11 protein-coding genes are annotated in these 12606 nt (G+C 73.6%); 10 read left to right on the forward strand and 1 reads right to left on the reverse strand.

Going from position 1 to position 12606, the window contains the following annotated elements; translation table 11 throughout:
• Positions 1-34: 34 nt before the first annotated feature.
• The 10 genes from OG505_RS07245 (at position 35) to OG505_RS07290 (ending at position 10947) form a co-directional block, all read left to right on the forward strand.
• A complete protein-coding gene (locus OG505_RS07245; RefSeq protein WP_405431943.1) occupies positions 35-931 on the forward strand; it encodes an alpha/beta hydrolase family protein in 897 nt (298 codons plus the stop codon).
• A gap of 131 nt (positions 932-1062) precedes the next feature.
• Positions 1063-1845 carry an ABC transporter ATP-binding protein gene (locus OG505_RS07250; protein ID WP_405431945.1) on the forward strand — a complete coding sequence of 261 codons (783 nt, stop codon included), beginning with the start codon at positions 1063-1065 and terminating at the stop codon, positions 1843-1845.
• A gap of 58 nt (positions 1846-1903) precedes the next feature.
• Positions 1904-2626 (forward strand): ABC transporter ATP-binding protein, encoded by a 723-nt coding sequence (locus OG505_RS07255; RefSeq protein WP_405431947.1) that lies wholly within the window; start codon positions 1904-1906, stop codon positions 2624-2626.
• A gap of 28 nt (positions 2627-2654) precedes the next feature.
• Positions 2655-3533: a branched-chain amino acid ABC transporter permease gene (locus tag OG505_RS07260; protein WP_405431948.1), complete on the forward strand. Its 879-nt coding sequence runs from the start codon at positions 2655-2657 to the stop codon at positions 3531-3533.
• Positions 3530-4645 carry a branched-chain amino acid ABC transporter permease gene (locus tag OG505_RS07265; RefSeq protein ID WP_405431949.1) on the forward strand — a complete coding sequence of 372 codons (1116 nt, stop codon included), beginning with the start codon at positions 3530-3532 and terminating at the stop codon, positions 4643-4645. The genes OG505_RS07260 and OG505_RS07265 overlap by 4 nt, the downstream gene beginning before the upstream one ends.
• An 83-nt stretch (positions 4646-4728) precedes the next feature.
• Entirely contained in the window at positions 4729-6015 is a 1287-nt protein-coding gene (locus tag OG505_RS07270) for an ABC transporter substrate-binding protein (protein ID WP_405434413.1), read from the forward strand.
• A gap of 278 nt (positions 6016-6293) precedes the next feature.
• Positions 6294-6905 carry a TetR/AcrR family transcriptional regulator gene (locus OG505_RS07275; RefSeq protein ID WP_405431951.1) on the forward strand — a complete coding sequence of 204 codons (612 nt, stop codon included), beginning with the start codon at positions 6294-6296 and terminating at the stop codon, positions 6903-6905.
• A 238-nt stretch (positions 6906-7143) separates the two neighbouring features.
• Positions 7144-9258, forward strand: coding sequence for a LuxR C-terminal-related transcriptional regulator (locus OG505_RS07280; RefSeq protein WP_405431953.1), 2115 nt, complete (start codon positions 7144-7146; stop codon positions 9256-9258).
• A 60-nt stretch (positions 9259-9318) separates the two neighbouring features.
• Entirely contained in the window at positions 9319-10467 is a 1149-nt protein-coding gene (locus OG505_RS07285) for an acyl-CoA dehydrogenase family protein (RefSeq protein ID WP_405431954.1), read from the forward strand.
• Between the two features lie 15 nt (positions 10468-10482).
• Positions 10483-10947, forward strand: coding sequence for a MaoC family dehydratase (locus OG505_RS07290; protein WP_405431956.1), 465 nt, complete (start codon positions 10483-10485; stop codon positions 10945-10947).
• A gap of 414 nt (positions 10948-11361) precedes the next feature.
• Here OG505_RS07290 and OG505_RS07295 read toward each other — a convergent pair whose 3' ends face one another.
• Positions 11362-12531, reverse strand: coding sequence for a cellulose binding domain-containing protein (locus OG505_RS07295; RefSeq protein WP_405431958.1), 1170 nt, complete (start codon positions 12529-12531; stop codon positions 11362-11364).
• Between the last annotated feature and the right edge of the window lie 75 nt (positions 12532-12606).

Genomic DNA, 12606 nt, shown 5'->3' on the forward strand with positions numbered 1-12606 from the left:
CGTCGATATCGCTCGACTCTAGGGAGTGCCCGACGTGTCGTCACCAACCACCACCCGTCCCCGTTCCGCACCCGCTCGGGCCGTCCGGCTCGCGCTGGCCGCCACCCTGCTCGCCGCCGGCGTCCTCGCCGGACCCGCCCCCGCGCAGGCGGCCAGCCCGTACGAGCGGGGCCCCGCCCCGACCACCGCGATCCTGGAGGCCAGCCGCGGCCCCTTCGCCACCGCCTCGCAGAGCGTGTCCTCGTTGAGCGTCACCGGCTTCGGCGGCGGGGTCATCTACTACCCGACCAGCACCAGCGAAGGCACCTTCGGCGCCATCGCCATCTCGCCCGGCTACACGGCCGCCTGGTCCAGCATCAGCTGGCTCGGACCGCGCATCGCCTCGCACGGCTTCGTGGTGATCGGGATCGAGACCAACACCCGGCTCGACCAGCCGGACAGCCGTGGCCGGCAGCTGCTCGCCGCGCTCGACTACCTCACCGAACGCAGCTCGGTGCGCAGCCGGATCGACAGCAGTCGCCTCGCGGTCGCCGGCCACTCGATGGGCGGCGGTGGCACCCTGGAGGCCGCGTCGGCCCGGCCGTCGCTCCAGGCCGCCGTGCCGCTGGCGCCGTGGAACCTGGACAAGAGCTGGTCCGAGCTGCGGGTGCCCACGCTGATCATCGGAGGCGAGAGCGACACGGTCGCGCCGGTCGCGTCGCACTCGGTGCCGTTCTACACCAGCATCCCGGCCTCCGCCGAGAAGGCGTACCTGGAGTTGAACGGCGCGAGCCACTTCTTCCCGCAGACGGTCAACACGCCGACGGCTCGACAGATGGTGGCCTGGTTGAAGCGGTTCGTCGACGACGACACCCGCTACGAGCAGTTCCTCTGCCCGGGCCCGAGCGGGTTGGCGATCGAGGAGTACCGCAACACCTGCCCCAGTTACTGAGCGGGTCGGTTCGGGGCGGTCGCCGGCGGCGACCGCCCCGGTCGCGTCGGTGCATCGAAGGTCTTGACGCCGTAACCGAGAAATGTACACTGCGAGTGTAAATAACACCCGCCACGGCAGAGGGATGGGTGATGGAACGCGGGCTCGAACTGCACGGCATCGGCGTCCGTTTCGGCGGCCTCACCGCCCTCGACGACGTCTCGCTACGGGTGCCACCCAACCGGGTGGTGGGCGTGATCGGGCCCAACGGCGCCGGCAAGACCACGTTGTTCAACGTGATCTGCGGCTTCGTGACGCCCGAGGCGGGTGCGCTCACCCTGGACGGTCGTCCGCTGCGACCACGGCCGCACCGGCTGACCGGACTCGGCATCGCCCGGACCCTGCAGGGGACCGGGCTCTTCGCCGGTCTCAGCGTCCTGGAGAACGTGATGACCGGCGCGTCGCACACCGCCCGCGCCGGCTTCGCGTCGGCGCTGTTCGGGCTGCCCCGCAGCGACCGCGACGAGCGCCGACTGCGCGAGCACGCCCTGGACGTCCTCGACGACCTGGGGATCGCCCGGCACGCCGACGCCGCGCCGGGCACACTGCCCTTCGCCGTACGCCAGCGGGTCGCCCTGGCCCGCGCGCTCGCCGCGCGGCCCCGGCTGCTGCTGCTCGACGAACCCGCCGGCGGCCTCGGCGCCGACGACATCGCCGAGCTCGCGGAGCTGGTGCGGCAGCTTCCGCGGCGCGACGCCGACCCGTGCGCGGTGCTGCTCGTCGAGCACCACATGGACCTGGTGATGGCCGTCTGCGACGAGCTCGTGGTGCTCGACTTCGGCCGGGTGATCGCCGCCGGCACGCCGGACGAGATCCGCGACGACCCGACGGTCGCCGACGCCTACCTCGGCGCCCTCGTCGAGGAGGCCTCGTGAGCGCGGGGCGTGCGCGCGGCTCGCGAGCCGGGCGGTCGCGACCGAAGGAAGGCACACCGTGAGCGCGGCCGATCTGCTCGTGGTGCGGGGGCTGGTGGCCGGTTACGGTGCCGCGCCGGTGCTGCGGGCCGTCGACCTCACCGTGCCCGCCGGCACGATCGCCGCCGTCGTCGGCGCCAACGGCGCCGGCAAGACAACACTGTTGCGGGCGCTCTCCGGCATGATCCGTCCGGCCGCCGGCCAGGTCGTGCTCGCGGGGGAGGACCTGGGGGGTACGCCGGTGGAGCAGCTCGTCCGGCGTGGCATGGCGCACGTGCCCGAGGGGCGGGGCGTGATCAGCGAGTTGACGGTCGACGAGAACCTGCGGCTCGGCGGGCTGTGGCGGCGCGACCGGGCGGACGCCGGCCGTGCCCTCGACGAGGTCTACCAGCTCTTCGAGCCGCTCGCCCGGCGTCGCCGGCACCTCGGCCACCAGCTCTCCGGTGGCGAGCGGCAGATGCTCGCGCTGGGCCGGGCGCTGGTCGGCCGGCCGCGCCTGCTGCTGCTCGACGAGCCGTCGCTCGGCCTGGCGCCCCGGGTGGTCGCCCGGACCATGGCGCTGCTGCGCCACCTGCGCGACCGCACGGGCCTGACCGTGCTGCTCGTCGAGCAGAACGTGCGCAGCGCGCTCGCGGTGGCCGACCAGGGTGTCGTGATGTCACTGGGCCAGGTGGTGATCGCCGCTCCGGCGGCGACGCTGCGGGACGACGACGACCTGCGCCACGCGTACCTCGGTTTCTGACCCACCTCGTCCCCTGGAGGGAGGACTGTTGGACCGCTTCGTCTTCCTCACCGTCGACGGTCTGTCGCGGGGCGCGGTGTACGCCGCGTTCGCGCTGGCGCTGGTGCTCATCTGGCGGGCGGCGCGGGTCGTCAACTTCGCCCAGGGAGCGATGGCCGTCGCCGCCGCGTACGTCGCGTACTCGGTGTCCGCCGCGACCGGCTCCTACTGGCTCGGCTTCCTGGCCGCGATCGTCGCCGGCCTGCTGCTCGGCGCACTGGTGGACCGGGTGGTGATGCGGCACGTCGACCACGCGTCGCCGCTCAACCCGGTCATCGTCGCGCTCGGGCTGGTGCTGGTGCTCCAGGCCGTGCTGGGCATGGTGTACGGCAACGAGTTCCGCCCCGCCGACGTCCCGTTCCGCCGATCCGCCCTCACCGTCGGCGGGATCGCCGTGCTGTCGCCGTACGACCTGTTCGTCTTCGCCACGATCGGGGTGGTGGTCAGCGCGTTGGCGTGGATGTTCGCGCGTACCGCGGTCGGGTTGCGGATGCGCGCGGCGGCCTTCGCGCCGGAGGTCTCCCGCCTACTCGGGGTCAACGTCGGCGGGATGTTGACGCTCGGCTGGGCGCTCGCCTCCGGCGTGGGCGCGCTCGCCGCGATGCTGGTCATCCCGACCGAGCTAGGCCTGCACCCGCACGCCATGGACCTGGTGTTCGTCTCGGCGTTCACCGCGGCGGTGGTCGGCGGTCTGGACAGTCCACCGGGGGCGGTGGTCGGTGGCCTGGTGGTGGGTCTGCTGCTCTCCTACGTCAGCGGGTACGCCGGCAGCGACCTCACCCCCCTCGCCGTGCTCGTCCTGTTGCTGGCGGTGCTGCTGGTCCGGCCCGGCGGACTGTTCGCCCCGGTCGCGGCGAGGCGAGTGTGAGCGCCACCCGGGCGGCCCTGCCGCCGAGGCAGCGGGCGGCCGAGACCGGCGATCGTCCCCTCGACCGCGGGCGCCGCGGTTCCACGCTGCTGCGGCACCTCGCCGTGCTGCTCGCCGTGGGGCTGGTGCTGGTGGCGGTCAGCTACGCCGTCGAGCCGTTCCGCAACTTCCAGCTCGCCACGGTGGCGGCGTATCTCTGCGCCACCGCCGGGCTGACCGTCCTCACCGGGCTCAACGGTCAGCTGTCGCTGGGGCACGGGGCGTTGATGGCGACCGGCGCGTACACCGTGGCCCTGTGCCAGAACGCGTTCGCCGACCGGGGGTTGACCGGCGGCTGGCTGTTGCCGCTGTCGCTGGTCGCGGCGGTGCTGGGCACGGTCGCGGTCGGCGCGGTGGTCGGTGTGGCGGCGGCCCGGCTGCGCGGACCCTACCTCGCCGGGGTGACGCTCGCCGTCGCCGTCGTGGTGCCGGCGTTGGCTGTCACCTTCGACGGCGTGTTCAACGGCGAGCAGGGGCTGTCGGTGCCGGTGGAGCCGCCACCGCTGGCACTCGGCGCGTACTTCCCGTACGAGCGGTGGCAGCTCTGGCTCTCGGGCGCTGCCACCCTGCTGGCCCTGCTGCTGGTGGCGAACCTGGTCCGCAGCCGGTACGGGCGGACCTTCCGGGCGGTCCGCGACGACGAGGTGGCGGCCCGGCTCGCGGGCATCCACGTGGCCCGCACGCAGGTTCTCGCCTTCGTGGTCAGCGCCGCCACCGCCGGGCTCGGCGGCGGCCTGCTCGCGATGCTCGCGCAGAGCGTCTCGCCCGGGGCGTTCTCGTTGACGCTCTCGCTCTTCCTGCTGATGGCGGTGGTGATCGGTGGCCTCGGTCGCCTCGCCGGCGCGCTGTGGGGGGCCGTGCTGCTGGTCGCCCTGCCCGATCTCACCCATTCCGTGACCGAGCTGCTCACCCTCTCGCCGGCGGTGGCGCAGCGGCTGGAGGGCAACCTCCCGCTGGCGATCTTCGGCGGCACGCTGATCGTCGTGATGATCGCCGCCCCCGGCGGTGTGCAGGGTCTGCTGTCCCGTCTCGGCCGGGCCCTGCTGGCCCGCTGGCCGACGCGGCGTTCCTGAGCTGTCCCCGGCCCGGCCTCGGCCGGGCGCCTCACCACCACACCGTTCCCACCGAACCGGACCGAGAAAGGTCGGTGTTTGACATGCACCGTACGGCACGACGCGGTCTCGCGATCGCCAGCACCATCGCCCTGCTCGTCACCGCCGCGGGCTGTAGCGGCGACGACGGCCCCACCTCCGGCGGGGGGTCGGTGCCGGGGGTCACCGACACCGAGATCGTCGTCGGCACCCACATGCCGCTCACCGGGCCGGCCTCGGCCGGCTACTCCAAGATCGCCCCGGCGACGAAGGCGTACTTCGACTACGTCAACGCCAACGGCGGCGTGCACGGCCGGAAGATCACCTACAAGGTCATGGACGACGGCTACAACCCGGCGAACACCCAGCAGGTGGTACGCCAGCTCGTCCTGCAGGACAAGGTCTTCGCCGTCCTCAACGGCCTGGGCACGCCGACGCACACCGGCGTGCTCGACTTCCTCAAGAGCAACCGGGTGCCCGATCTCTTCGTCGCGTCCGGCAGCCGCAGCTGGGACCAGCCCGACAAGTATCCCGGCACGTTCGGCTTCAACCCGGACTACACGATCGAGGGCAAGATCTTGGCCAACTACGCGAAGGCGAACCTGGCCGGCCGCAAGGTCTGCTTCCTCGGTCAGGACGACGACTTCGGCCGCGACAGCCTGGCCGGCGTGGAGAAGGTGCTCGGCCCGGGGGCGGTGGCCGTCAAGCAGACGTACGTCACCAGCAACACCAACGTCGCGCCGCAGATCGGCGCGTTCAAGGCGGCCGGCTGTCAGGTCGTCATGCTGGCGACCGTGCCCGGCTTCACCGCGCTGTCCATCGGCACCGCCGCACGGCTGGGCTTCAAGCCGCAGTGGCTGGTCTCCAACGTCGGCGCCGACCACCCGACCCTGGCCAAGCAGCTCGGCGCCGCCGCCCCGCTGCTGGAGGGCATGGTCGGCACCAACTACCTGCCGATGCAGAACGACACCGCGAACCCGTGGATCCAGCTCTTCACGAAGATCAACAAGGCGCACAACGGTGACGCGCCGTTCGACGGCAACACCGTCTACGGCATGTCGGTCGGCTACCTCTTCGTGCAGGTGCTGCTCGCCGCCGGCAAGGACGTCACCCGCGAGAAGGTGCTCGACGCGGTCCAGAAGGGCGGCTTCCAGGGCCCCGGGCTCGCGCCGCTGCGCTTCTCCGCCGACGACCACTCCGGCTACGGCGGGCAGCGGTTGAGCCGGGTGAGCGGGGGAGTGCAGAGCTACTTCGGGCCGACGTACGAGACCGACGAGGGGGACGGGCCGGTCACCGAGTACACCGCCCCGCCGGTCGCGCCGCCGGCGAACGGGGTGCCGACCGTCTCCTGACGAGCCTGCCATCGCCGCGTACGACCCGGGGGTCACCACCTCCGGGTCGTCCGGGCGTGCCCGGACTCCGTGCGCCGTGTCGACGGACGCCGGCCGTTGACCGACACCGATCAGTCCTCCTACTATCTGCACTGTGGATGCAATTTCAGGTCGACTCGCGGGCCGGGTCGCCATCGTCACCGGCGCCAGTCGCGGCCGCATGCTCGAAGGGGCCTGATCGTCGCCTGTCTAGACTCGGCGGGGAGCCGGGCGACGTCGTGGTGAAGGGGCGGGGGCGGATGAACAGGGTCGAAGCCCCGGGGCGGGTGGACGGGCGGACGGCCCGGGCCGAGCGCACCCGGGCGGCCATCGTCGAGGCGCACCTGGCGCTGATCGCCGAGGGCGACCTGCGGCCGACCGGGGAGCGCATCGCCGAACGGGCCGGCATCTCACTGCGGACACTCTGGACCAACTTCAAGGACATGGAGACGCTCTTCGAGGCGAGCGGCGCCGAGGTGTTGCGCCAGCAGGATGCCGCCTACCGGCCGATCTCGCCGGCGTTGCCGCTGCCCAAGCGGGTTGACGCGTACTGCCGGCAGCGGGCGCGACTGCTCCAGCTCATCGCGCCGTCGGCGCGGGCCGCGCAGATGCGCGAGCCGGTCTCCGACCAACTGCACCGCAACCGCCTCAAGCACATCGACCGGGTGCGCGACGAGGTCGAGCACCTCTTCGCCGCCGAGCTGACGCAGGCCGGGCGGGGGCGCGAGCAACTGCTCAACGCGTTGGTGGCGGCGAGCATGTGGCCGGCCTGGTCGATGCTGCGCTACGGCCTGGGGCTGGGCGTGGACCAGGCCCGCGCGGTGATGTCCCGGACGGTGGGCGCGCTGCTGGCCGAGGTCACGACCGACTGATCCCGGCTCGTCCCCTCTTTCCATCCGGTGACTCGCCCGCCGGCTTCGCCACCTGCCGGCCGCCGTCCTGCTCACCGCGGACGTCACCGCCACCGTCGACGGCATCGCGGCACACCGGCTGCCGCCGCTGGACGAGCGGGACAGCATCGCCGTCCTGACCGATCGACTACCCGAGCGGCCCGCCGCGCCGGTCGCGGCCACGCTCGCCGCGGTCGGTGGCGGCAACCCGCAGGCTCTCGTGGACCTCACCGAGGTGCTGAGTCCCGGGCAGTGGCGCGGGGAGGAGCCCCTGCCGGCCGCGCCGCCGGCCGATGGCGCCCTCGCCCGCGCCTACCGGGCCCGCCTCGACCGGCTGCCGCCGGACACCCGCCGGATGCTGCTGCTCGCCGCGCTCGACGAGTCGGACCAACCGGCGACCTTCGTTCGCGCGGCCGACGCCGCGGGCCTGGCCGTCGAGGCGCTCGCCCCGGCCGAGGCCGCCGGTCTGGTTCGTGTCGAGCCCGGGGGCGTCACCTTCGCGCAGCCGCTGGCCCGCACGATGGTCGCGGCCGGTGCGCCGCTGGCCCAGCGGCGGGCGGCGCACCGACTGCTCGCGGACGTCCTCGACCCGGACGGGCAGCGGCTGCTGCGGGCGATGCACCTCGCCGCCGCGACGGCGGGCGCCGATCCGGCCCTCGCCGAGGAGTTGGAGCGTGCGGCGGCCGGTGGCCGTGACGGCTGGGCCGTGGCGTCGGCCGCGCTGTGCCAGGCCGCCGCGCTCAGCGACCGCCCGAGCGACGCCGCCGCGCGCCTGCTCGCCGCCGCCCGCTACGCCTGGACCGCCGGGCAGCCCGGCCAGGCCCGGCTCCTGCTCGACCGGCTCCGCGCGACCTGCGCGGACCCGACCGTCACCGGGCACGCCGGGCTGCTGCGCGGCGAGCTGCAACTGCGCTGCGACGACGCCGCCGGCGCGGCAGCCACGCTGCTGTCCGCCGCGCGTACGGTGGCCGGGACCGACCGCGCAGTGGCCATGGAGGCGTTGGCGCGGGCCGGCGAGGCCGTGTGCTTCGCCGGCGACCAGTACCGGTACGCGGAGGTCGGCCGCCGCGCGGCGGCCCTACGGCACCCGACCGACCCGCCGGTCGTGGAGCTGACGGGTTGCCTCGTCACCGGGGTGGCCGCCACGCTGCGGGGTGACCACGAGCGGGCCGGGCCCGCGCTGCGCCGAGCCGTCGTGCTGGGCGGCCGGTTGGCCGGGCCGGCGCTGACTCCGACCGCGCTCACCTGCGCGGCGGCGGCCGGGCTGGTGGTGGCCGTGGACGGCGCCGCGCACCGGCTCGCCGAGCGCGCCGTCGGGTTGGCGCGGGAGCGGGGCGAGCTGTCCATGCTGTCCCGGGCGTTGGAGCTGCGCGCGGTCGCCGAGTACTGGCTGGGGCGGCACGAGGCGGCGGCGGAGACCTCCCGCGACGGGCTGCGGGTCGCCCGCGCCACCGGTCAGTTCAACTGCGCCAACGTCCACCTGGGCCTGCTCGCCGTGCTGGCCGCCGTCCGGGCCGACCGGGAGGCCAGCCTGCGGCGGATCCGCGAGATCGGCCCGACGCCGACGCCGGGCAGCCGACCACACGCGCTCGCCGGGTGGGCGCTGGCCGTGCTCGACCTCGTCGACGGTCGGCACGCCGAGGCGGCGGCCCGACTGGCGTCGCTGGCCCGGCTCGGCACCGGCCGGGGCCAGGTGCTCGTCCAGGTGATGGCCACCCCGTACCTGGTAGAGGCGGCGGCCCACCTGCCGCACCGGCCGGCGGCGACGGCCGCGCTCGCGGCCTTCGACAGGTGGGCGAGCAGCACCGCGAGCCCGCTGCGGCGGGCGCTCTCGGCCCGGTGTCACGCGCTGCTCGCGCCCCGGGGCGGTGTCGAGGCGGAGCAGGAGTTCCGGACCGCGCTACGACTGCACCCGACGGAGGATGGCGCCTTCGAACGGGCGCGCACGGAGCTGCTCTTCGGTCAGGAGCTGCGGCGCAGCCGGCGTCCGCGGGATGCCCGGGGGCACCTGCACCAGGCCCGGGAGACGTTCACGTTGCTCGGCGCGGATCGCTGGGCCGAGCAGGCCACGGCCGAGCTGCGCGCCGCCGGGGAGTCGGTCGGGCCGCCGGACCTGCCGGCGGCGCGGTTGCTGACCGGTCAGCAACTGCGGATCGCGCAACTGGTCGCCGAGGGCGCGACCAACCGGGAGATCGCCGCCCGGATGTTCCTGTCCACCCGTACGGTCGACCACCACCTGCGCAACGTCTTCAACCGGCTGGGCATCCGCTCCCGTACCGAGTTGGCCCGTACCTTCGCCGCCGAGCCGCACGCCGGTCTGGCCTCCGAGCGGTGAGCGCGGCACGGGGACGGTCCGGTCTGGACGGCGTAAACTATCACCGCTAGTTTATTCGTCATGGAGCTCACCCTGTCCGCCGAGCAGACGGCGGTCCGTCAGCTCGCCGCCGAGTTCGCCGACCGGGAGTTGACGCCGCACGCCGCCAGGTGGGATCGGCAGGAGTCGGTCGACCCGGCCATCGTCGGCAAGCTCGGCGACCTCGGCTTCCTCGGGCTGACCATCGCCGAGTCCGACGGTGGCTCCGGCGGCGACCACCTCGCGTACTGCCTGGTCCTGGAGGAGCTTGGCCGGGGCGACTCGGCCGTGCGTGGCATCGTCTCCGTCTCGCTCGGCCTGGTCGCCAAGTCGATCGCCGCCCACGGGTCGGCGGCGCAGCGAGCCGAGTGGCTGCCCCGGCTCTGCTCCGGGGCCGCGCTTGGCTGTTTCGGGCTGACCGAGCCGGACAGCGGATCGGACGCGGCCGCGCTGCGCACCCGCGCGGTCCGCGACGGCGACGACTGGCTGCTCACCGGCACGAAGACGTTCATCACCAACGGCACGACCGCCGACGTCGCCCTGATCTTCGCCCGCACCGGCGGTCCCGGCCACCGGGGGATCACCGCGTTTCTGGTGCCCACCGACAGCCCGGGCCTCACCCGCCGCGAGATCCACGGCAAGCTCGGCCTGCGCGGGCAGGCCACCGGTGAGCTGCGTCTCGACGACGTGCGGGTGCCCGACGCCGCCCGCCTCGGGGCCGAGGGCGCCGGCTTCCGGCTGGCCCTGGCCACCCTCGCCAAGGGGCGGATGTCGGTGGCGGCCGGCTGCGTCGGCATCGCCCAGGGTTGCCTCGACGCGGCGGTCGGCTACGCCGCGCAGCGGACCCAGTTCGGCAAGCCGATCGCCGGGCACCAGCTCGTCCAGCAGCTGCTCGCGGCCATCGCCGTCGACACGGCGGCCGCCCGCCTGCTGGTCTGGCAGGTCGCCGACCTGATCGACCGCGACCAGCCGTTCGCCACCGAGGCGTCGATGGCGAAGCTCTTCGCCAGCGAGGCCGCCGTCCGCGCGGCCAACAACGCGGTCCAGGTCTTCGGCGGGTACGGCTACATCGACGAATACCCGGTCGGCAAGTACCTGCGCGACGCGCGGGTCGCCACCCTCTACGAGGGCACCAGCCAGATCCAACAGCTCCTGATCGGACGCGCGCTCACCGGCGTCAACGCCTTCTAGCTCTAAGGACACCGGATGCGAGTCTTCACCTCCGTCGACGAGCTGACCGCCGCGGTCGGCGAGACCCTCGGGCCCGGCCCGTGGCAGCGGATCGAGCAGGACCGCGTGGACCTCTTCGCCGACGCCACCGACGACCACCAGTGGATCCACATCGACCCGGTACGCGCGGCGGCCGGGCCGTTCGGCGCCACGATCGCGCACGGCTACCTGACCCTGTCGCTGTTGCCGGCGTTGGCCGGTCAGCTGTACCGCGTCGAAGGGGTCGGAATGGGAGTCAACTACGGGCTGAACCGGGTGCGCTTCCCCGCGCCGCTGCGGGTCGGCGCCGCCGTGCGGGCCACCGCCGTCATCGCGGAGGTGTCACCGGTCAGCGGTGGGGTGCAGATGGTCACGGCGGTGACCGTGGAGAGCGACGGCGGTGGCAAGCCCGTCTGCGTCGCCGAGACGGTGAGCCGCCTCTATCGCGAGGCAGGCCGCTGACCGTTCCCGTCGGCCGAGCGGCCTTGGAACAGTTCCGGACCTTGCGCTCCCACCGCAGCCCCACCCGACGGGGAGTGCGCGGCCCCGACCACGCGACCTTCCCGTGTTGGCTCGCCTGACCGCGTTCCTGCGCCGATTCCTGACCCATCCGTCCGTGCGGGGGCGGCGACCTGCGTCGCCGCCCCCGCAGCCCGTCGTCTGCCCGGCCCCAAGCGGCGCTGCGCTGGTTGCGCTGCGCTGGTTGCGCTGCGCTGCCTGGCGTTACCGGCGCAGGGTCAAGGACCACCCGCGGGCCCTTTGCTCTGCTTCAACCGACGCAACAGTGAGAGCCCGTTTGTGTTGCGTGGATTGAAGCAGAGCAAAGGGTGTGGGAAAGGTGTGCGCGGCCCCCGCGTTCTGCTGCCGGTACGAGGGTCAGGCGACCGCGCAGGCGGTGCCGTTGAGCGTGAAGGCGGACGGCCGACCGGCGTCGCCGGTGTGGGTGGCCTGGAAGCCGATGTCGACCGACGTGTTCGGGGCGATGGTGCCGTTGTAGGAGACGTTGCGCGCGGTCACCGCCCCGCTCGACGGGGAGTAGCTGGCGTTCCAGCCGCTGGTGATGGTCTGGCCGCTGGGCAGCGTGAACGCCAGGGCCCAACCGTTGACCGCGCTGCTGCCGGTGTTGGTCACCGACACGGCCGCGGTGAGCCCGCTGTTCCAGGCGTTGACCGTGTACGTGACCCGGCATCCCCCGTACGGCGGGGGCGTGGTGGGCGGTGCGGTGGTGGGCGGTGCGGTGGTCGGCGGTGCGGTGGTGGGCGGTGCGGTGGTGGGTGGCGTGTCGCCCCCGATGCTGCCGGGCACCGTGCGCAGCGCGTCGTACCAGGCGACGGCCATCTTGCGGTAACCCGTGGCGTTGGGGTGTACGCCGTCGGCCAGGTCGCTGAGTGTCAGCGCGCGGTACATGTCGACCAGGTGGACGCGCTTGCCGGCGGCGGCCCGGGTCTGCACGATCCCCGGGATCGCCGCGTTGTAGCCGCGGACCTGGGTGTCCGCGCCGGACTTCGGAATGATCGTCGCGACGAACACCTCCGCGTTCGGTGCGGTGCTGGTGATGCGATCGACCAGGGTGGCCAGGCGAGCCGGGGCACCGGAGGTGTCCCCGTACATGTCGTTGGTGCCGATGTGCAGCAGTACGGTCCGCGGGTTCGTGGCGCGCAGCCAGTTGACGACGTTGGCGTCGATCTGGGCGATGGTCCACCCGGAGTGGCCCTCGTGGTCGTGGTCACCGAGGCTGGCCGGGCCGTTGAACCCGGAACCGACGAAGTCGATCCGGTATCCGCCGGAGACGAACCGCTGCCAGAGTTCGATCCGGTATCCGCCGGCGACGTTGAAGCCGTCGGTGATCGAGTCGCCGAGGGGCATGACACGCACCCCGCCGTTGGACTCGGCGCTCGCGGGCGTTGTCGCCATCGGGACGGCCGCGGTCATGGCCGCGACGGCGGCCAGGGCCGCCCACCACAGTCGGGCCCGGCGGGGCCTCGGCGTTGTCGCGGTGGTGGCGGGCGCTGGGGGGACGGGGTTGCCAAGGGTCGGTCTGCTCATGGGGCTTCCTCAGGTGGTGGGAGCACGACAGCGGCGGCCCACCGACGAGGCGGAACCGCGCGGTACGCGAGAGTG

The sequence above is a fragment of the Micromonospora sp. NBC_00617 genome (assembly GCF_045161355.1).
In the GTDB taxonomy this organism is placed as follows: Bacteria; Actinomycetota; Actinomycetes; order Mycobacteriales; family Micromonosporaceae; genus Micromonospora.